Below are 20,647 nucleotides of genomic sequence, written 5' to 3' on the forward strand. Positions count from 1 at the left end.
GCGGCGCCGCGCCGGAGGGCCGTTCCCTACGATGGCCCGCGTGACCAGTGACACCGCGACTCAGGCCCGGCACGGGGAGCCCGTCGGGGAGCAGACCCCGTCGTGGCGCGGGCGGCTGCGGCGCTACGGATACGCACCGCCGCCCCGGGCGGGTGCGCGGGAGCGGCTGGTGCCGCCGTACCCGGAGCCCGGCCGCGGCCGGGTGTGGGGACTGTTCGGACTGGACGGGGACGACGCGCGGCTGCTGGGCCGCTGGACGGCGTGGGGCGGCCCGGTCCTCGTCGCGCTCCTCGCCGGCCTCCTGCGCTTCTGGAACCTCGGCTCGCCGCACGCGGTGATATTCGACGAGACGTACTACGCCAAGGACGCCTGGGCGCTGTACCGGCTCGGCTACGAGGGCACCTGGCCCGACGGCGCCAACGACACCATCCTCGACAACCCCGCGGCGGCCCCGCTCAGTGAGGCCGCCTCGTACGTGGTGCACCCGCCCGTGGGCAAGTGGATCATCGCCCTGGGCGAGGCGGCGTTCGGTCTCACGCCGTTCGGCTGGCGCTTCATGGTGGCGGTGCTCGGCACGCTGTCGGTGCTGATGGTCTGCCGCATCGGACGCCGGCTGTTCCGCTCCACGGCCCTGGGCTGCCTGGCGGGCCTCCTGCTGGCCGTGGACGGGCTGCACCTGGTGATGAGCCGCACCGCGCTGCTCGACCTGGTGCTGATGTTCTTCGTGCTGGCGGCCTTCGGCTGCCTGCTGATCGACCGCGACCACGCCCGCGCCCGGCTGGCCGCGGCCCTGCCGCCGGACGGGCGGCCCGACGCGGGCGTCGGCGACCGGCTGGGCCTGGGCGCGCGCCCCTGGCGCCTGGCCGCCGGGCTCTGCCTGGGGCTGGCCTGCGCCACCAAGTGGAGCGGCCTGTACGTCCTGATCGCCTTCGGGATCCTGACGGTCCTGTGGGACGCGGCCTCCCGGCGCACCGCCGGGGCCCGGCGCCCCCGCCTGTCGATGCTGCGCCGGGACGCCGCCCCGGCCTTCCTCTCCGTGGTGCCGGTCGCCGTCGCCGCCTACGTGGCCTCCTGGGCCGGCTGGTTCGCGAGCCGGGACGGCTACTTCCGCACCTGGGCGGAGGGCCGCCGGGGACTGTCGCCGGAGTCGCTGCCCATCCCCTTCACGGGGCTGGAACTGTCCCTGCCCCAGTTCGACATGACCTGGGTCCCGGCCCCGCTGCGCAGCCTGTGGCACTACGAGAGCGAGGTCTACAGCTTCCACGTGGGGCTGACCTCCGAGCACACCTACCAGTCCCACCCCTGGAGCTGGCTGGTGGCCGCCCGCCCGGTGTCGTACTTCTACGAGTCCTCCGACAGGGGCGAGAACGGCTGCACGGCGGAGGGCGGCTGCGCCCGCGAGGTGCTCGCCCTGGGCACTCCGCTGCTGTGGTGGGCGGCCTGCTTCGCGCTGCTGTACTGCCTGTACCGCTGGGCGCTGCGGCGCGACTGGCGCGCGGGCGCGATCCTGTGCGGGGTGGCGGCGGGCTGGCTGCCGTGGTTCCTGTACCAGGAGCGCACGATCTTCTACTTCTACGCGGTCGTCTTCGTGCCGTTCCTGTGCCTGGCGCTGGCGATGGCGATCGGGGCGGTCCTCGGGCCGCCCGGCTGCGCCGAGCGGCGGCGGGCGGTGGGCGCGGTGGGCGCGGGTGTGCTCGTGCTGCTGATCGTGTGGAACTTCGTCTACTTCCACCCGCTCTACACCGGGGTGCAGATCCCCAAGGACGCCTGGCAGTCCCGCATGTGGCTGGACACCTGGATCTGATCCCGGCCTTCCGGGGGGCGCGGGCCCCGCGGATCCCGGGAAAAGCGGCGCCGCCCGCCGGTGAGACCGGCGGGCGGCGTTCTGAGACGTTCCGACGCGAGGCGCCGGTCGCTTCAGTGCTTCTTGTTGTAGTTCTTGTTGTCGAGCTCCTGCTCGCCCTCCTGCTTCTGGCCCTGCTTGGTCTCCTGGCCCTGGCCCTGACCCTGGGCCTGCTCCTGCTTCGGAGCGACGTAGATGTCGGACTCCTTCTCGACCTTCACGATCTTCTTGACGTGGACCTCCTCCTTGGAGTTCCGCGAGCAGTCGAGGTTGTTGATGTCGCTCGACAGGATCGGGATGTTGATGACCTCGAGGTTCGGGCAGGGCAGGATCTGCGCGTTGTTCTCGAACTTGGCCTCACCGGCGTGGGCGCTGGCGGCCCCACCCGCGAGGGCCATGGCGGCGGCGAAAGAAACGACGAGCGTCTTCTTCAGCATCATGCTGTCTTGTCTCCTTGACGAGAGAAGGAAGGTTCCGATGTCCCCGGCCGCCGCCGAGCGGCCGGATAACCGGTTTCCGGATTGCGGCCGGAGTTCGGCCGGCTCACCGGAAAGGCGGGAGTTGCCCCCACGTCGGCGACATTAACCCACCGAATCCCCGACTGCGCGCTTCTGCGTTTCTGCGTGTCCTGCGGAAAGCGGCGCCGGATCGTCGCCGATCGGCTTACTACCTGGGCTTATGCGCCGCCACTGCGCCAAGCGGGTGTTGTTTCGCGCTATATACCGTGAGCGTGTCATGGAAAGGCGAAAGGCCGCCCCGGTGCGCCGGGGCGGCCTTTCGGAGTGCTGTACCGGTGGTCCGGCCGGCTCCTCAGTGCTTGAAGGACTCGTAGGAGGAGACCTTCTTCGACTCCACGTAGGTGACCGAGCAGTCGAGGTTGTTGATGTCCGCCGACGCGATCGGCACGTTCAGCAGCTCCAGGTTGACGCAGGGGAGGATCTGCGCGTTGTTCCGGAACTTCGGGCCGTCTCCGGCGTGGGAGACGCCGGTTCCGCCGATCACCAGGGCGGCGGCGGAAAGCGCGACGGCGGCGGTCCGCTTCATCTTCATGGCATGTACCTCCAATGTACGAAGCCGCTTCACGGGCTTGCGTGCGTAATGCTAGGAACTGGTGAGCCGAGTACACCGTAAGCCGTGCCGCGTGCCGCGCGACTCTTTTCTGCTCCATACGTGTCACGGGCCCGCGCCGCCGGCTGCGGCGCGGGCCCGTGACGGTAATTGCCGGAAGGAGGATCGGCCTTCTGCTTCGCAGTGACAACGACGGTGAGGGGCGATGGTTGTGCTTCCGGAAGAGTGAAAGAAGCGGTGCCGCGTGCATGAGTGGGTAATCGGAGCCTCTTTCCGTCATTCATCTTCTGAAAAACACACTAATCATTCCCGTGGTGGAGGGGAAAGCCGCGCGGCCGTTTCGCGGAGCCCCGCCGGGCTCCGGCCCGGCCGCCTGGCCCCGGTCCGCGCCGCCCGTGTGCTCTAGGGTTCTTCGCACAGGTCCCCGGCGGTGCCGGTCCGGGGCAGGGGTGGAGATTCGGGAGACTCATGCGTGACGGTCGGAAGGTGGCGGTGATCGGAGCGGTCTTCACCGCCGTGGTCGGAGCCGCCGGGTTCGGGGCGTACACCCTGATCGGCGACAGCGGCGCGGCCGGCGGCGAGGGCAGGCAGGACGTGGCCTTCTCCGACGGCCGGGCCGGTGAACCGGCGGTCGAGACGGGCCCGCCCTCACCGGAGGAGGTCCGCGAGACCGCCGGAAGGTTCCTGAGGGCGTGGCAGGAGGGGAAGGCCGACGAGGCCGCCGCGCTGACCGACGAAGAGGCCGCGGCCGCCGAGGCCCTGACCGGCTTCCGCAAGGACGTCCGGGCCTCGGGCGTGCGCCTGGAACCGGGCGCCGCCGCGGGCGCCGACGTCCCGTTCACGGTGACGGCCGAGGTGGAGTACGACAAGGAGGAGAAGCCCGCCACCTGGACGTACGAGTCGGAGCTGACGGTCGTACGGGACGACCGGAGCGGCGAGCCCGTCGTCGACTGGGAGGCGTCCGTCCTCCACCCCGCGCTCACCGGCGGCCAGAAGCTGGAGACCGCCGAGGCCGGGGCCCCGCCCATCAAGGCCCTGGACCGCAACGGCGCCGAGCTGACGGCCGAGGCGCACCCCGAACTGGCCGCGATCCTGGCCGACCTGCGCAAGCGCTTCGGCGACAGGACCGACGGGAAGCCCGGTTACGAGACCCGGATCGTCGACGCCGCCGGCAAGGAGGTCAAGACCCTCAAGCGGCTCAGCAAGGGCACCCCGGGCGAGCTGAGGACCACGCTGGACGCCAAGGTGCAGAAGGCCGCCGTCCAGGCCATCGCGGGCAAGCCCAAGGCATCGGTCGTCGCGCTGAAGGCCGGCACCGGCGAGATCCTGGCCGTCGCCAACACCCCGGCGGACGGCTTCAACACCGCCTTCAAGGGCTCCCTCGCCCCCGGCTCCACGATGAAGGTCGTCACCGCCTCGATGCTCATCGAGAAGGGCCTGGCCTCCAGCGCCGGGCAGCACCCCTGCCCGAAGTACTTCACGCACGGCGGCTGGAGGTTCCAGAACCTCGACAAGTTCGAGATCAACGGCGGCACCTTCGCCCAGTCGTTCGCCGCCTCCTGCAACACCGCCTTCATCAGCCAGGCCGGCGAGCTGTCGGACGACGACCTCACCAAGCACGCCCGCGACGTCTTCGGCATCGGGCTGAACTGGCAGGTCGGCACCGCCACCTTCGACGGCTCGGTGCCCGTGCAGTCCGACGCGCAGATGGCCGCCTCGCTGATCGGGCAGGGCGGGGTCCGGGCGAACCCGCTGGTCATGGCCTCGGTGTCGGCGACGGTGAAGAGCGGCGTCTTCCGCCAGCCGTACATCGTCTCGCCCGAGGTGGACGGCCGCACCCTGGCCAGGGCCCCGCGCACCCTCTCCCCGGCCGTCTCCCAGGAACTGCGCTCGCTGATGCGGCTGACGGCCACCAGCGGCTCGGCGGCCGAGGCGATGGCCGGCGCCACCGGCGACTTCGGGGCCAAGACGGGTTCGGCCGAGGTGGACGGCCAGAAGAAGCCCAACGCCTGGTTCACCGCCTACCGGGGCGACATCGCCGCGGCGGCGGTCGTCCCGGCCTCCGGCCACGGCGGCAAGAACGCGGGCCCGGTCGTCCGCCAGGTGCTCGACTCCGTCGGCTGACCCCGCCCCCCGGGGGCGGCCCCCGGACCCCGTACGGCCCGCGCGAGACGGCATCGCGCGGGCCGTACCCGCTGTGCGGAGGAGGCCGGCGCCGGCGCGGTGCGGCGAACGGGCGGAGCGAAGGCGTACGCGGGAGCGGGAGCGCCTCGGCCCGGCCGGGCGCGCCCCACCGGGATCGCGCTGCGTGAACTCTCTGTGACGAACATCTCCCCGTAGCCTTTGCGGAACGATACGGTACGGCCCCGAAACGTAAGACCGACGCCGCGAGAGAAGACGGCTTCGGAAGAAGGGGGGACCCGTGCCCACTGACTACGCGTGCCAGGCGGCGGCCGAGCAGGCCGCCCGCGGCATCGCGCCCGTACGGGCGCTTCTGCTGCCGGCCCAGCGATCCGCCCCGGCGCAGCAGGAGGAGGTCTCGGTCGTCATCCGGTCGTTCCTGGGGCCCGACGCGGCCGGCAGGCCGCCCGCGCCCGACAACTCCGCGCCGAGCGTCGAGCCCGTCAGCGCTCCCGTGGGCGCCGCGGTCCTGCTGAGCTTCCTCGACGGGCTGCGGGCGGACCTGAGCGGTGCGCTGGTCGACTGGTACTCCTCGATCCCCGCACAGCTCCCCGTGACGCTCGGCGCACCGGGCGCGGAGTCGCCGGGGCAGAGCCCGGCGCGGCTGCCCAACGGCTGGCAGTCCCTGGCCGACCTGCAGAGCAACGCCCAGGACGTGCTGACCGTCCTGGCGAGCCGGCCGCGCGACGGACAGCAGGTCGGCCCCGCCGAGCTGAGCTGGCGGCTGGCCCTGCTGGAGGACGTGTTCTCCGGGGCGCTGCGCCGGATGGGCATTCCGGACCAGCCGGCGGCGGACTGCGCCGCCGAGCTGACGGTCGCCACCGGCTCGCTGTTCGGCCTCAACCGGCCGACCCCGCGCTCGGCCCCGGCCCAGCACAGCCCGTCGTACTGAGCCGGAGGCCGGAAGGGCGGTCCCGGGCGCGGGCGGCGGGCCCTCGCCGACCCGGGCCGTGAGCGCCGCCGCCCGCGCCCGCCGGGGCGTCCGCGGTGGTGCGGGGCCCCTGGCGGACGGCGCGGTCGCCCGGGGCGGGCATGAGCGAGTGCGCCCGGACGGCGACTAGGCTGAGAGGCTGACCAGCCCACCCGAAGACCACACCAGCCCGGCGTGCCGGGCAGCGGGAGCCCCATGGCCACGAACCTCGTCAATCTGGAAGCCGTCGGCAAGGTGTACGGCACCCGTGCGCTGCTCGACGGCGTCTCCCTCGGCGTCAGCGAGGGAGACCGGATCGGCGTCGTCGGGCGCAACGGCGACGGCAAGACCACCCTCGTCCGCATCCTGGCGAAGCTGGAGCCCGCCGACGACGGCCGGGTCACCCACGCCGGCGGGCTGCGGCTGGGAGTGCTCACCCAGCACGACTCGCTCGACCCGGCCGCCACCGTCCGGCACGAGGTCATCGGCGACATGGCCGACCACGAGTGGGCCGGGAACGCCCGCGTCCGCGACATCCTCACCGGACTCTTCGGCGGCCTGGACCTGCCCGGTTTCCCGCAGGGCCTGGACACCGTCATCGGCCCGCTGTCCGGCGGCGAGCGGCGGCGCATCGCGCTGGCGAAGCTGCTCATCGCCGAGCAGGACCTGATCGTGCTGGACGAGCCCACCAACCACCTCGACGTCGAGGGCATCGCCTGGCTCGCCGGGCATCTGCGCGCCCGGCGCTCGGCGCTGGTCTGCGTCACCCACGACCGCTGGTTCCTGGACCAGGTGTGCACGCGGATGTGGGACGTGCAGCGCGGCACCGTCCACGAGTACGAGGGCGGCTACAGCGACTACGTCTTCGCCCGCGCCGAGCGCGAGCGCATCGCGGCCACCGAGGAGGCCAAGCGGCAGAACCTGGTCCGCAAGGAGCTGGCCTGGCTGCGGCGCGGCGCCCCCGCCCGCACCAGCAAGCCCCGCTTCCGGGTCGAGGCCGCCAACGAGCTGATCGCCGACGTGCCGCCGCCGCGCGACAGCGCCGAGCTGATGAAGTTCGCCAACTCCCGGCTGGGCAGGACCGTCATGGACCTGGAGGACGTGACCGTCCAGGCCGGGCCCAAGGTGCTGCTCAAGCACCTGACCTGGCAGCTCGGCCCCGGCGACCGGATCGGCCTGGCCGGTGTCAACGGCGCCGGCAAGACCTCGCTGCTGCGCGCGATGGCGGACGCGGCGTACAGCGGCGGCGAGAAGCAGCCGGCGGCCGGCCGGATCAAGGTGGGCAGGACGGTGCGGCTGGCCTACCTCTCCCAGGAGGTCGCCGAACTCGACCCCGCCTGGCGTGTGCTGGAGGCCGTGGAGCGGGTGCGCTCGCGCGTGGACCTGGGCAAGGGGCGCGAGATGAGCGCCTCCCAGCTGTGCGAGCGCTTCGGCTTCGGCAAGGAGAAGCAGTGGACGCCCGTCGGAGACCTCTCCGGCGGCGAGCGCCGCAGGCTCCAGCTGCTGCGGCTGCTGATGGACGAGCCGAACGTGCTGTTCCTGGACGAGCCGACCAACGACCTGGACATCGAGACCCTGACCCAGCTGGAGGACCTGCTCGACGGCTGGCCCGGCTCGCTGGTCGTCATCTCCCACGACCGCTACTTCATCGAGCGGACCACGGACCGGGTGTACGCGCTGCTGGGCGACGGCACGCTGCGGATGCTGCCGCGCGGACTGGACGAGTACCTGGAGCGCCGCGAGCGGCTGCGCCGGGCCACCACCGCGCCCGGCGCCCCGGCCCCGGGGACGGCCACCGCGGCCACCGCCCCGGCGGGGCAGGCCGGTTCCGCCGGTTCCGTCAAGCCCGCCGCTCTCTCGCGGGCGGCGCAGAAGGAGCTGCAGCGCATCGAGCGCAGGCTGGAGCGGATCGAGGAGCGCCAGGCGGCGCTGCACGCAGAGATGGCCGAGCACGCCACCGATTTCGGGAAGGTCGCCGGGCTCGACGCCGAATTGCGCGAACTGGCCGGTGAGCGCGACGAGTTGGAGACGCGCTGGCTGGAACTGGCCGAAGGGGACTGACCGGGGGGCGGCGGAGGCGGCGGGGAACGGCCGGAGGCGGCCGCGCCGGACGGGTAACGGCGAGGTCGCGGGCCGGTCTCACCTGGTGGCCCGGAACGGGAACCGGGGGCGGCTTTCCGGGTGTCCGGTGATAGAAAGAATTCTCTTCCGACCGTCGGCGCCAAGGGCCGACAACAGCCGAGAAGTGGCGGGCCATGTCCGATTCGCTCTGCCCCACGGGGGGCGAGGGGCTGGGCAGTCGGTCCGCGCGTGAATGAGGAAACCCATGTCGCAGCCGCCTCCGCCACCAAGTCAGCCGCCGTCCGGCGGTTTCGGTCCGCCCCCGGAGCAGCCGGACGATCGACCGGAGCAGCCGGAGCAGCCGGAGCAGCCGGAGCAGCCGGAGCGGTCGGAACAGCCGGAGCAGCCGGAGAAGGCCGAGCGGGAACAGCCTCCGCAGGTTCCGCTGTCCAAGTCGCCGCAGCCTCCGGCGGATCCGCCGGGGCAGCCGCCGCAGGCGCCCGCGGGCCCGCAGACGCCTCCGGGCCCGCCGTCGTACGGCTATCCGCAGCAGCCCGGCCAGCCCGGCCAGCCCGGCCAGCCCGGTCAGTTCGGTCAGTTCGGCGGGCCGGAACAGCCGGGCCGGCCGGGTCAGTTCGGCCAGGCGCCGCAGTTCCCGCCCGGCCAGCCCCAGGCGTACGGCTATCCGCAGCAGCCCGGCCAGATGCCCCAGGCTCCGTACGGCCAGGCCCCCGCGTACGGGCAGCCTCCGGCGTACGGCCAGCCCCAGGCGTACGGCTATCCGCAGCAGCCCGGATACGGCCAGTACCCGACGCAGCCCATGTACGGCGGCGGTGCGCAGCCGCCCGGCGGCGGCAACGGCGGCAGCAAGAACGCCAAGGTCCTGGCCGTCGTCGCCGCGGTCGTCGCGGTCCTGCTCGTCGCGGGCGGCGGTGTCTGGTTCCTGACCAAGGACGACGGCGGCACCGAGGCCAAGAAGGGCGACAAGGGCACCACCCAGGGCACCGACGGAGGCTCGGGCGGTTCCGGTGATTCCGGCGGTTCCGGTGGCTCCGGCGGCGAGAAGGGCCTGATCGACGCCGAGCTCGCCTGGACGGTCGACCCGCCCAAGGTGGACAAGCAGGACATCATCGCGGAAGCGCCCGGCACGTGGTTCGTCGGCGGGAACATCGTCAAGGCCACGACGAGTTCCACCACGGCCTACGACATGAAGACCGGCAAGGTGGCGTGGTCCATCGACATGCCCCGTCCGAAGGACTGCACCGCCGCCTTCGAGATGTCCGAGGACCGGACCGTGGTCCAGTACGGCCGGCGCTGCGAGTTCGTCATGGGCATCGACCTGGCCGCGGGCAAGAAGCTGTGGAACAAGGAGCTGCCGTCCAAGCGCGACAGTTCCTCGGAGTTCAGCTACACGGAGATGGCGGTCAGCGGCGACATCGCCGCGGCGGCCTGGATCGGCAACGCCGTCGGTTACGACCTGTCGACCGGCAAGGAGCTGTGGCAGCAGGAGGAGGGCTCCGACTGCAAGGACCGCGGCTACTCCGGAGGCGCCCAGCTCGTCGCCAAGCTGGAGTGCGGCTTCGGCGGCTCGCAGAAGGTCCAGGGAGTGGGCCCGGGCGGCAAGAAGAAGTGGGAGTGGGACGTTCCCGACGGCATCAAGGTCCTCAAGGTCCTGTCCACCGACCCCCTCGTCCTCGGGGTCAACGCCGGCGGCGAGTCCAGCATCGACATCACGGACGTGATGGTCCTCTCGGACAGCGGCAAGCTCCAGGACAAGATCTCCATCGACAAGGACCGCCACGAGCTGGGCTGCCGGGGCATCACGCTCAGCAACTGCCCCGGCACGGTGGTGGACGGCGAGACCATGTACATCTCCTCGAAGCCGCACCAGGGCGGCGACCACGGGCAGACCAGCGAGATCATCGCCTTCGACCTCACCACCGGGAAGTCGAAGTGGCTGGGGGAGCCGACCGCGGGCGGCCGGATCGTCCCGGTCACCGTGGAGGACGGCTCGCTGCTCGCCTACGAGCTCCCCGGCTACGACAAGCCGGGGCAGGTCGTCACGCTCGACCCGAAGACCGGCAAGCCGTCCCCGCGGATGAAGCTGCCGGAGAGCGGTGTGAAGCAGGAGTACGACATGGCCACCGGATCCGATGTGCACCCGTTCTGGAAGGACGGCCACTTCTTCCTGGTGAACCACAGGTTCTACGCCACCGCCGGCCTGAGCGACCTGGCGATAGCCGCCTACAACTGAGGTTCCGCGGCCGCCCCCGGCCTCCCGCGGCGGACCGCCGCCACCGCAGCGGCCCCGCGCCCCTCCACAGGAGGGGCGCGGGGCCGCTCGCTTGGGTCCGCGGGAGTTCCCGCCGGTTCTTGCCGGAAGGGACGCGGGATGCCGGGGGAGCGTGTAGCTTCCGGGGGCAAGACGGAGCCGGGCGGCTCGAAGTGCCGTACGGGGGCCCGGTCCGGCCCCGGGACGGGGCCGACGGAACGACAGGGGTGTGGATGACCGTGCGGCTCATGGTGGTCGACGACCACCGTCTGCACGCCGAGGCGCTCGCCTCGGCGCTGAGGTTGCGCGGGCACCGGGTGCTCGCCGCCGCCGCGCCGGCCGCGGGGGCGGCGGAGCTGGTGGTCAGCAGGGCCCCCGAGGTGTGCCTGTGGGGCACGGCGTCGCCCGCCGAGCCCGGAACGTTCGATCCCGTGGCGAGGATCAGGCGGGAACGGCCGCAGACCGCCGTGGTGGTGCTGGGCCCGGTGCCCAGTCCGCGGGGGATCGCGGCGGCGTTCGCGGCGGGGGCGTCCGGCTACATACGGCACGACGAGCGGATCGAGGGCGTCGAGCGCGGCATGGTCAGGGCGCGGGCCGGGGAGGCGGCGGTGGCGCCGCAGCTGCTGCGGGGCGCCTTCGCGGAACTGCTCAACCCGAGGACCGAGCCGGACGACGAGGGCGCCAGACTGCTGCGGATGCTCACCCCGCGCGAGGCCGAGGTGCTGGTGCGGGTGGCCGAGGGGGAGGACACCCGGACGATCGCGGTGGGCATGGGGATCGCGCCCAGCACGGCCCGCACCCATGTGCAGCGGGTGCTGATGAAGCTCGGGGTCGGTTCGCGGCTGGAGGCGGCGGCGCTGGCGGCCCGCACCGGGCTGCTGGACCGGGCGGCCGGGGCGCGGGACGGGGATCTGCGCAGGAGCACTGACAGAGGCACTGACAGAGGCACTGACAGGGATACGGACAGGGGTACGGACAGGGGCGTGGGGCCGGGCTGACGCGCCGGCCCCACGCCCCTGTCCGTACGGCGGGAGGCGCGTGTCACTCCCCGGCGGACGGTACGGCTCCCGGGCCGCCGTCGCCGGCCTCCCGCCGCGGCGGCGGCGGGACCGTGGGGCTCAGCCGCAGCCAGAGCAGGAACAGCAGCCCCAGCACCAGCATCGACAGCCCGGCCCAGAGGTTGATGTTGATGTCCTGGGCCTTGGCCAGGTCGGCGTCGGAGACGAAGATGCCCGCCGCGGTGACCAGGACGCCGTAGACCACGAAGAGCAGGCCGATGACACGGCGGATGTCGAACAGCCGGGCGGCGCTGGCCGAGCGCTCCTCCAGTTCGCGTTCCTCCTCCCGCCAGTCCGGCTCCGGGTCGCCCTTGCCGACGCCGGGGACACCGGGGTCGGCGGGGTCGGAGGGACCGCGGGAGCCCGAGGGGCCGCGGTACTCGTGGGCGCCGTGCGGACCGCCTGCGCCGTTGTTGCCGTTCTCGCCGTTGCCGTCGTTCGTCACGGTGGATCACATCCTTCGCTGTGCGGTGCGCGGGGCGCTCAGAAGGAGAAGGGGATGTAGCAGAGGGCGGCGAGGATGATCGCCCCCCAGCCCAGCAGCGCGGGCCTGCGGTACCAGGCCTCGTCGCCCGCGGCCGGGGGCTCGGCCAGACCGGGGGAGCGGGTGCCGTACACCAGGCCGGCCAGCCGCTCGACGGGCTTGGGCCTGGTCAGAGGGGTGAGGACCACGACGACGAGCGTGCCCACGACGAAGGCGACGATGGCGGAGACGAAGTTGGCGCCCTGGTCGGTGGGGATGTCGACCAGCCCGCCCCGGTAGAACCAGAAGTAGTTGACCATCGCCGCGACCGTGCCCGCCAGCAGCCCCCAGAAACCGGCCGCGGCCGTCATCCGCTTCCAGAACATGCCGATGATGAAGACGGTGAACAGCGGCACGTTGAAGAAGGAGAACAGCGTCTGCAGGTAGTTCATGATGTTGCTGAACGTCGCCGCGATGAACGCCGTCCCCATGCCCAGCAGCACGCCGATCGCGGTGACCACGCGCGCGGTGAGCACGTAGTACGAGTCCGGGCGGCCCTTGACCAGGTAGGGCCGCCAGATGTCGTTGGTGAAGACGGTGTTGAAGGCCGAGACGTTGGCGGCCATGCCGGCCATGAAGGCGGCGAGCAGACCGGTCACCGCGACGCCCAGCACGCCGTTGGGCAGCAGGTCCCGCATCAGCAGGGGGACCGCCTGGTTGTACTCCAGGCCGCTGCCCGGACCGATGTCCGGTGCCACCACCAGCGCGACCAGACCGGGGATGACGACGATCGCCGGGATGAAGATCTTGGGGAAGGCGGCGATCAGCGGGGTGCGCTGGGCGGCGGAGAGGTTCTTGGCGGACAGGGCGCGCTGGACCTCGGCGAAGTTGGTCGTCCAGTAGCCGAAGCTGAGGGCGAAGCCGAGGCCGAGCACGATGGTGAGCCAGTTGGCGCCCAGCGGGTTGTCCGAGCCGATGCCGGTCCCGCCCCAGGCGGAGACGAAGTTCTCGCCCTGCGAGGCGGTGAGCGAATCGCGCAGCCCGCTCCAGCCGCCCACCCGGGTCAGTGCGAGGACGGTCAGCGGGATCAGGCCGGCCAGGATCACGAAGAACTGCACGACCTCGTTGTAGATGGCCGAGGACAGACCGCCCAGGGTGATGTAGAGCAGTACGAACAGGCCCGAGACCACGATGGACACCCACTGCGGCCAGCCCAGCAGCGCCTCCAGCACGATGGCCAGCGCGTAGAGGTTGACACCCGCGATCAGCACCGAGGCCGCCGAGAACAGGATGCCGCTGAGCAGGTGGGACGAGGGCCCGAAGCGGTGCAGCAGGAACTCGGGGACCGAGCGCACCCGGGACCCGTAGTAGAAGGGCATCATCACCAGGCCGAGGAAGACCATGGCCGGGATGGCGCCCACCCAGTACCAGTGCACGGTGTAGACGCCGTACTGCGCGCCGTTGGCCGCCATGCCCAGGATCTCCAGGGCGCCGAGGTTCGCCGCGATGAAGGCGAGGCCGGTCACCCAGGCGGGCAGTGAGCGGCCGGAGAGGAAGAAGTCCAGGCTGGTCTTGATGCTGCGCCGGGCAGCGAACCCGACTCCCAGGATGACGAGGAAATAGACGGCCAGGATCGTGTAGTCCAGGGCGTTCGTGGGGAGCCGGAGATCCTGGGCCAATTGGTACGACGGCATGAGCAGGTCGCCTCCATGGCGTGACGGGGCCTTCTGTGGGGGTGGTCCCTTGACGTCAATGTTCACTCATGGTTTTTTATGTTCGATTATGTTTGGGTCGTAGTATAGGGAGACCCCAGGTGAAAAAGACCTCGACCCGCCTCGCCGACGGTCGCGAACTCGTGTACTACGACGTTCACGACGATCACGGCGCCGCGGAACGCGACGCGGTGGACCGGCGCCCCCTGGACGCCGTCGCCACGGCCTCGGAGATCCGGCACGACCCCCTGCTCGGCGAGTGGGTCGCGGTCACGGCGCACCGCCAGGCCCGCACGTACCACCCGCCGGCCGACGAGTGTCCGCTCTGCCCCTCCCGGGACGGGCGCATGACGGAGATCCCGGCCGAGGACTACGAGGTGGCCGTCTTCGAGAACCGCTTCCCCTCGCTGGCCGGCCCCCCGGGCCCGGCCGCCGCGGAGGACGCCGCCGGCCTCTTCCTGCGGGCCCCGGGCGCCGGGCGCTGCGAGGTGGTGTGCTTCACCTCCGACCACGAGGCGTCCTTCGCCGACCTCACCGAGGAGCGGGCCGCCCTGGTCCTGGACGCCTGGACCGACCGCACCGCCGAGTTGTCGGCGCTGCCGGGCGTGCGCCAGGTGTTCTGCTTCGAGAACCGGGGCCGGGAGATCGGCGTCACCCTCGGCCACCCCCACGGCCAGATCTACGCCTACCCCTTCGTCACCCCGCGCACCGGGCGGATGCTGCGCTCGGCCGCCGCCCACCGGGAACGCACCGGCGGCAACCTCTTCGACGACGTCGTGGCCGCCGAGCGCGCCGACGGGCGGCGCGTGGTGCTGGAGACCGGCCACTGGACCGCTTTCGTGCCGCACGCCGCGCGCTGGCCGTACGAGGTGCACCTGTACCCCAGGCGGCGGGTGCCGGACATGACGGAGCTCCGGGCGGACGCCCGGGCCGAGTTCCCCGGCGTCTACCTGGAGCTGCTGCGGCGCTTCGACCGGATCTTCGGCCCCGGCGAGCCGCCCACGCCGTACATCTCCGGCTGGCACCAGGCGCCGCTGGGCCCGGACGGGGGCAGGGACTGGGCCGGACGGGCGGACTTCGCCCTCCATCTGGAACTCTTCACGATCCGCCGCACGTCCGGGAAGCTGAAGTACCTGGCGGGCTCGGAGTCCGGCATGGGGGTCTTCGTCAACGACGTGCCGCCCGAGACGGCGGCGCAGCGACTGCGGGAGGTGGCGAGCCGGTGAGCGGCACGTATCTGGTGACCGGCGGGGCCGGCTACGTCGGGAGCGTCGTCGCGGCGCACCTGCTGGAGGCGGGACACCGGGTGACGGTGGTGGACGACCTGTCCACCGGCTTCCGCGCGGGCGTGCCGGCGGGAGCGGACTTCGTCCGGGGACGCATCCAGGACGCCGCCGACTGGCTGGACCCTTCCTACGACGCCGTGCTGCACTTCGCGGCCAGCTCCCAGGTCGGCGAGTCCGTCGCCCACCCCGAGAAGTACTGGCGCAACAACGTCGGCGGCACGATGGCGCTGCTGGACGCGATGCGCGGGGCCGGTGTGCGCACCCTGGTCTTCTCCTCCACCGCCGCCACCTACGGCGAGCCCGAGGAGGTCCCCATCCGCGAGGACGCCCCCACCGCCCCCACCAACCCCTACGGCGCCTCCAAGCTCGCCGTCGACCACATGATCGCCGGCGAGTGCGCGGCCCACGGCCTGGCCGCCGTCTCGCTGCGCTACTTCAACGTGGCCGGCGCGTACCGCAGCGCGCACGGCGCCCTCGGCGAGCGGCACGACCCCGAGTCGCACCTCATCCCGCTGGTGCTCCAGGTCGCGCTCGGGCAGCGGGAGGCGATCTCCGTCTACGGCGACGACTACCCCACCCCCGACGGCACCTGCGTACGCGACTACATCCACGTCGCCGACCTCGCCGAGGCCCATCTGCTGGCGCTGGACGCCGCGGAGCCCGGGGAGCACCTGGTGTGCAACCTGGGCAACGGCAGCGGCTTCTCCGTCCGCGAGGTGATCCGCACGGTCCGCGAGGTCACCGGCCACCCCGTGCCCGAGAGGACGGCGCCGCGCCGCGGAGGCGACCCGGCGTTCCTGGTCGCCTCGGCGGACCGGGCCAGGCAGCGGCTGGGCTGGCGGCCCTCGCGCACCGATCTGAAGGACATCGTCGCCGACGCCTGGGCCTTCGCCCGGGGCAGGGCGCTGGACTCCGCCGGCGGCGGCGAGGGGAGCGGAACGTGAACGGGCCCCTGGGCCCCGAGGCCGGGGCGGAGGCGGAGGCGCTGAACGCGGCGCAGACGGCGGAGGCGGCCGAAGGCTTCCGCGCGGTCCACGGCGGTGAGCCCACCGGGATCTGGGCCGCGCCGGGCCGCGTCAACCTCATCGGCGAGCACACCGACTACAACGACGGCTTCGTCATGCCGCTCGCCCTGCCGCACACCATCCGGGTGGCGGCGGCCCGCCGCGACGACGGAGTGCTGGGCCTCCACTCGGCCGACGTGTCGGGCGGCACGGTGCGCCTGCCGGCCGAGAAGCTCGCGCCCGGCACGGCCGACGGCTGGGCCGCGTACCCGGCCGGCGTGGTGTGGGCACTGCGCGAGGCCGGCCTGCTGTCCGGCCGGGAGGGAGGCGCCGACCTCTACATCCGCAGCGATGTGCCCACCGGCGCGGGCCTGTCCTCATCGGCCGCCCTGGAGGTCGCCACGGCGGTGGCCCTGAACGACCTGTACGGCCTGGGGCTGGCCCCCGAGCGGATCGCCCGGCTCTGCCAGCGGGCCGAGAACGAGTTCGTCGGCGTCCCCTGCGGGATCATGGACCAGATGGCGTCGGCCTGCTGCACGGCCGGGCACGCCCTCCACCTCGACACCCGGGACCTGGCCGCCCGCCAGGTCCCGTTCGACCTGGCCGCCGCGGGCCTGCGGCTGCTGGTGGTGGACACCCGCGTCAAGCACGCGCTGGGCGACGGCGAGTACGCCCGGCGCCGGGCGGGCTGCGAGGAGGCCGCGGCGGCCCTGGGGGTCGCGGCCCTGCGCGACGTCCCGTACGGGGAGCTGGACGCGGCGCTGGCCGGGCTGGCCGATCCGGCGCTGCGGCCGCTGGTGCGCCACGTGGTCACCGAGAACCGGCGGGTGGAGGAGGTCGTCGGCCTCCTCGACGCGGGCGACCCCCGCTCGATCGGCCCGGTCCTGACCGCCGGGCACGCCTCGCTGCGCGACGACTTCGCCGTCTCCTGCCCCGAGCTGGACCTGGTGGTGGAGACGGCGAACGCGGCGGGCGCGCTGGGCGCCCGGATGACCGGCGGCGGCTTCGGCGGCTCCGCGGTCGTCCTGGTGGAGGCGGCCGGGGCGGAGGAGGTCGGCGCGGAGGTCGCCGACGCCTTCGACGCCGCGGGCCACCCGGCCCCGCGGCTGTTCGAGGCGGTGCCCTCGGCGGGAGCACGCCGGCTGGAAGGCTGAGAGCGCCCGGCCGGCGGACCGGGTGCGCGCGGGCGGTGCGCGGGCGGTGCGCGGGCGGTGTGCGGGCGGTGTGCGGAGCGGTGACCGGTGCGGTGCGCGGCCCGGTGGATGGCGCGGTGATCGATGTGATGATCGCAATGTGTCGGAAGCGATCGGTCCGTGCCACGCCGGACACCGCCGACCGTGCACGTCCGGTCGCCGCGGACCGTGCCGGCGGTCGGTTTCCGCCAATCCGCCTCGGCGGCCCCACCCCGGCCGTACGCTGATGGACGGCACCGGCCGCCGGGGGCCGGTGCGCATCAGGGGGCGGCACACGCCGGATGCGGCGCACGGAGGCCGGGTACGAGCAGGGCACGGTGGCGGCCGTGCGGCCCGTCCGGTCCCCGCACCGGGCGCCGCGCCCGAACGCGGGTGGGCCTTTCGGCGGCAGGGGGTGTGCGTGCAACGTATCCGGGTTCTCGTGGTGGACGACCACCGCATATTCGCCGAGTCGCTCGCCGCGGCACTCGCAGTGGAGCAGGACGTGGAGGTGGCCGCGGCCGGCAGCGGCCCCGCGGCGCTGCGCGCCCTGGAACGGGCGGCGGCCGACGGCCGCCGCTTCGACGTCCTGCTGATCGACGCCGATCTGGGGGGCGCTCCCCCGGACGCCGGCGAGGCGCCGGTGCCGGACCCGGCCACCGCCGACGCGCCGGCCGCGGCCGGCGGCATCGCCCTGGTCTCGCGGGTGCACGGCGACCACCCCGAGGTCCGCACCGTGGTGCTCGCCGAGCGCGACGACCCGCGCCGCGCGGCGGCCGCGCTCCAGGCGGGGGCGTCGGGCTGGGTCGCCAAGGACTGCTCGCTCTCCCGGCTGCTCCAGGTGGTCCGGGGGGTGCTGCGCGGTGAGACGCACCTGCCGCCCGCCCTGCTGACCGGGGTGCTGCGCGAGCTGACCGCGACGCGCCGGCACCGCACCGAGAGCGAGCGGCTGGTGGAGTCGCTGACCCCGCGCGAGCACGAGGTGCTGCGCTGCATGGTGGCCGGGCTGGGCCGCAAGGCGGTCGCCGAGCGGCTCTACCTCTCCCCGCACACCGTCCGCACCCACATGCAGAACGTGCTGGGCAAGCTGGGGGTGCACTCCACGCTGGCCGCGGTCGCGCTGGCCCGCAAGGCGGGCGTCGGCCCGGTGGACCTGGAGCACGTGACGACGTAGTCCCGCCCGCGCCGGGTCCGTGGCGCGGATCCGTCAGGGGATGTTGTCGAACGGTGCGGTGAGCTGCCGCAGCAGTCCGGCCAGTTCGGCCCGCCGGCTGGAGGGGAGCTCGGCGAGGATGGCCCGCTCCTGCTCCAGCAGCCCGGCCAGGGCCCGGTCGGCCCGGTCGCGCCCGGCCTCCGTCAGCCGGACCAGTACGCCGCGCCGGTCGCTGGGGTCGGGCAGCCGCTCCACCAGCCCCTTCTTCGCCAGCCGGTCGATGCGGTTGGTCATGGTGCCGGAGGTGACCAGGGTCTGGGTCAGCAGCTGGCCGGGGGAGAGCTGGTACGGGGCGCCGGCGCGGCGCAGCGCGGTCAGCACGTCGAACTCCCAGGGCTCCAGCCCGTGCTCGGCGAAGGCGATGCGGCGGGCCCGGTCGAGGTGGCGGGCGAGCCTGCTGACCCGGCTGAGCACCTCCAGGGGCTCCACATCGAGATCGGGGCGCTCGCGGCGCCACGCTGCCACCAGTCGGTCGACCTCGTCCTCCATACGGACAGTGTAGTAGTTCTGTCGATGTGAAGTCTCTTGATGTCAAGAGAGCGGGAGGGGTCTCCCGGGGCGCACCGCCACCGCCCCGGCCGGGTTCAGCTGCGGCGGTGGCCTATCAGGCGCGGCTTGGGCTCCAGGCCGTCCAGTCCGTGCCAGGCGAGGTTCACCAGGTGGGCGGCCACCTCGGGCTTGTCGGGCTTGCGGGCGTTCAGCCACCACTGGCCGGTCAGGGCCACCATGCCCACCAGGGCCTGCGCGTACAGCGGCGCCAGCTTCGGGTCGAAGCCGCGCGCCTTGAACTCCAGGCCCAGGATGTCCTCCACCTGGGTGGCGATGTCGCTGATCAGCGAGGCGAAGTTGCCCGTCGACTGGGCCACCGGCGAGTCCCGCACCAGGATGCGGAACCCGTCGGTGTACTGCTCGATGTAGTCCAGCAGCGCGAACGCAGCCTGCTCCAGCAGCTCGCGCGGATGACCACCGGTCAGTGCCCCCGTCACCATGTCCAGCAGCCGCCGCATCTCCCGGTCGACCACGACCGCGTACAGCCCCTCCTTGCCGCCGAAGTGCTCGTAGACCACCGGCTTGGAGACCCCGGCCTTCGCCGCGATCTCCTCCACCGACGTGCCTTCGAAGCCGCGTTCGGCGAAGAGCGCGCGACCGATGTCCAGCAGTTGCTCGCGGCGCTCCTTCCCCGTCATCCGGCGGCGGGTCCGCCGGGTGGAGCCTGAGTGCCTGCCCTTGGTACTGCCGTCGTCGGTCGCCACTCCTCCATCATGCCGCTTCGGCGGCCTCCTCCCGGCGGCGGGCGTCGATCCGCTTCCTCGACGGCCAGCGCACGTCGTACGCCCAGCCGGCCTTCTCGAACCAGCGGATCAGCCGGGCGCTGGAGTCGATCTGCCCCTTCAGCACGCCGTGCCGGGCGCAGGTCGGATCCGCGTGGTGCAGGTTGTGCCAGGACTCCCCGCAGGAGAGCACCGCCAGCCACCACACGTTGCCCGAGCGGTCACGCGACTTGAACGGGCGCTTGCCCACCGCGTGGCAGATGGAGTTGATCGACCAGGTGACGTGGTGCAGCAGCGCCACCCGCACCAGGGAGCCCCAGAAGAAGGCGGTCAGCGCGCCCTGCCAGCTCATCGTGACCAGCCCGCCGATCACCGGCGGAATGGCCAGCGACACGACCGTCCACAGCACGAACTGGCGGGAGATGCGGCGGATCACCGGGTCCTTGACCAGATCCGGGGCGTACTTGTGCTGCGGCGTCTGCTCCTCGTCGAACATCCAGCCCACATGGGCCCACCACAGGCCCTTGAGCAGGGCGGGGACGGTATCGCCGTAGCGCCAGGGGGAGTGCGGGTCGCCCTCGGCGTCGGAGTACTTGTGGTGCTTGCGGTGGTCGGCGACCCACCGCACCAGCGGGCCCTCCACGGCCATCGACCCGGCGACGGCCAGCGCGACGCGCAGGGGCTTCTTCGCCTTGAAGGCGCCGTGGGTGAAGTAGCGGTGGAAGCCGATGGTGATGCCGTGGCAGCCCAGGAAGTACATGCCGACCAGCAGCCCGAGGTCCAGCCAGCTCACCCCCCAGCCCCAGGCGAGCGGAACCGCGGCCACCAGGGCGATGAAGGGGACGGTGATGAACAGCAGCAGGGTGATCTGCTCGACGGAACGGCGCTGCTCGCCGCCGAGCGTGGCCGAGGGGAGCGGTCCCCCGGACGCCGGGGCGGATTTCGTCGTGTCTTCGGAGTTCTCGGAGTTCGTGCGAAGCACGTCCGGACTGATCGTCATAAATTGCTCTCGTTTGAAGCTTGGGGGACGGGGTCGCGTTACTTACGGTTCCGTAACCTACGCAATCGTAAGTATGGCAGTCGTGAGTGTGGGGGCAAGAGGGCCGCATGGTGGACTGGATGATCCACGCGCT

Annotated in this window: 17 protein-coding genes; 10 read left to right on the plus strand and 7 right to left on the minus strand. The window is 72.6% G+C overall.

The features are described 5' to 3' along the window. Positions 1-31 precede the first annotated feature (31 nt). Entirely contained in the window at positions 32-1,804 is a 1,773-nt protein-coding gene (locus QPK52_RS16315; protein ID WP_410538233.1) for a dolichyl-phosphate-mannose--protein mannosyltransferase, read from the plus strand. A gap of 113 nt (positions 1,805-1,917) precedes the next feature. Here QPK52_RS16315 and QPK52_RS16320 read toward each other — a convergent pair whose 3' ends face one another. Both QPK52_RS16320 and QPK52_RS16325 read right to left on the minus strand, forming a co-directional pair. Then, complete coding sequence (locus QPK52_RS16320; protein ID WP_410538235.1) at positions 1,918-2,283, minus strand: hypothetical protein; 366 nt, start codon at positions 2,281-2,283, stop codon at positions 1,918-1,920. A 370-nt stretch (positions 2,284-2,653) separates the two neighbouring features. Then, positions 2,654-2,893: a hypothetical protein gene (locus QPK52_RS16325; RefSeq protein WP_410538236.1), complete on the minus strand. Its 240-nt coding sequence runs from the start codon at positions 2,891-2,893 to the stop codon at positions 2,654-2,656. 486 nt (positions 2,894-3,379) lie between these two features. On the opposite strand from QPK52_RS16325, the gene QPK52_RS16330 reads away from it, so the two are divergent. The 5 genes from QPK52_RS16330 to QPK52_RS16350 all read left to right on the plus strand — a co-directional run bounded on the left by QPK52_RS16330 (position 3,380) and on the right by QPK52_RS16350 (position 11,333). Beyond that, the gene (locus QPK52_RS16330; protein ID WP_410538237.1) at positions 3,380-5,035 is read left to right on the plus strand and encodes a penicillin-binding transpeptidase domain-containing protein; all 1,656 of its coding nucleotides are present in this window, start codon (positions 3,380-3,382) and stop codon (positions 5,033-5,035) included. A 298-nt stretch (positions 5,036-5,333) separates the two neighbouring features. Next, on the plus strand, positions 5,334-5,984 hold the full coding sequence (locus QPK52_RS16335) for a hypothetical protein (protein WP_410538238.1): 651 nt from the start codon (positions 5,334-5,336) through the stop codon (positions 5,982-5,984). Positions 5,985-6,218: 234 nt separating this feature from the next. Further along, positions 6,219-8,063, plus strand: coding sequence for an ABC-F family ATP-binding cassette domain-containing protein (locus QPK52_RS16340; RefSeq protein WP_410538239.1), 1,845 nt, complete (start codon positions 6,219-6,221; stop codon positions 8,061-8,063). 265 nt (positions 8,064-8,328) lie between these two features. Then, positions 8,329-10,317, plus strand: coding sequence for a PQQ-binding-like beta-propeller repeat protein (locus QPK52_RS16345; RefSeq protein WP_410538240.1), 1,989 nt, complete (start codon positions 8,329-8,331; stop codon positions 10,315-10,317). Positions 10,318-10,568: 251 nt separating this feature from the next. Beyond that, positions 10,569-11,333 carry a LuxR C-terminal-related transcriptional regulator gene (locus QPK52_RS16350; RefSeq protein ID WP_410538241.1) on the plus strand — a complete coding sequence of 255 codons (765 nt, stop codon included), beginning with the start codon at positions 10,569-10,571 and terminating at the stop codon, positions 11,331-11,333. A 43-nt stretch (positions 11,334-11,376) separates the two neighbouring features. Here QPK52_RS16350 and QPK52_RS16355 read toward each other — a convergent pair whose 3' ends face one another. Together QPK52_RS16355 and QPK52_RS16360 are read right to left on the minus strand one after the other, a co-directional pair. Then, on the minus strand, positions 11,377-11,664 hold the full coding sequence (locus QPK52_RS16355) for a hypothetical protein (protein WP_410540353.1): 288 nt from the start codon (positions 11,662-11,664) through the stop codon (positions 11,377-11,379). Between the two features lie 212 nt (positions 11,665-11,876). Next, positions 11,877-13,550 (minus strand): sodium:solute symporter family protein, encoded by a 1,674-nt coding sequence (locus tag QPK52_RS16360; RefSeq protein ID WP_410538242.1) that lies wholly within the window; start codon positions 13,548-13,550, stop codon positions 11,877-11,879. 119 nt (positions 13,551-13,669) lie between these two features. On the opposite strand from QPK52_RS16360, the gene galT reads away from it, so the two are divergent. The 4 genes from galT (at position 13,670) to QPK52_RS16380 (ending at position 18,204) form a co-directional block, all read left to right on the plus strand. Further along, positions 13,670-14,794 (plus strand): galactose-1-phosphate uridylyltransferase, encoded by a 1,125-nt coding sequence (gene galT, locus QPK52_RS16365; RefSeq protein WP_410538243.1) that lies wholly within the window; start codon positions 13,670-13,672, stop codon positions 14,792-14,794. After that, complete coding sequence (gene galE / locus QPK52_RS16370) at positions 14,791-15,798, plus strand: UDP-glucose 4-epimerase GalE (protein WP_410538244.1); 1,008 nt, start codon at positions 14,791-14,793, stop codon at positions 15,796-15,798. The genes galT and galE overlap by 4 nt, the downstream gene beginning before the upstream one ends. 8 nt (positions 15,799-15,806) lie before the next feature. Then, positions 15,807-17,012 (plus strand): galactokinase, encoded by a 1,206-nt coding sequence (galK, locus tag QPK52_RS16375; protein WP_410540354.1) that lies wholly within the window; start codon positions 15,807-15,809, stop codon positions 17,010-17,012. 439 nt (positions 17,013-17,451) lie between these two features. Then, positions 17,452-18,204, plus strand: a complete 753-nt coding sequence (locus QPK52_RS16380) for a DNA-binding response regulator (protein WP_410538245.1) — start codon at positions 17,452-17,454, stop codon at positions 18,202-18,204. A 33-nt stretch (positions 18,205-18,237) separates the two neighbouring features. On the opposite strand, the gene QPK52_RS16385 is transcribed toward QPK52_RS16380, so the two are convergent. The 3 genes from QPK52_RS16385 to QPK52_RS16395 form a co-directional block, all read right to left on the minus strand. After that, positions 18,238-18,732: a MarR family winged helix-turn-helix transcriptional regulator gene (locus tag QPK52_RS16385; RefSeq protein ID WP_093660868.1), complete on the minus strand. Its 495-nt coding sequence runs from the start codon at positions 18,730-18,732 to the stop codon at positions 18,238-18,240. Positions 18,733-18,827: 95 nt separating this feature from the next. Then, on the minus strand, positions 18,828-19,496 hold the full coding sequence (locus QPK52_RS16390) for a TetR family transcriptional regulator (protein WP_410538246.1): 669 nt from the start codon (positions 19,494-19,496) through the stop codon (positions 18,828-18,830). Between the two features lie 7 nt (positions 19,497-19,503). Continuing rightward, positions 19,504-20,514 carry an acyl-CoA desaturase gene (locus QPK52_RS16395; protein WP_410538247.1) on the minus strand — a complete coding sequence of 337 codons (1,011 nt, stop codon included), beginning with the start codon at positions 20,512-20,514 and terminating at the stop codon, positions 19,504-19,506. Positions 20,515-20,647 lie beyond the last annotated feature (133 nt).

Origin of the sequence: Streptomyces sp. KL2, from assembly GCF_046529545.1 — a bacterium.
GTDB lineage: Bacteria > Actinomycetota > Actinomycetes > Streptomycetales > Streptomycetaceae > Streptomyces > Streptomyces radiopugnans.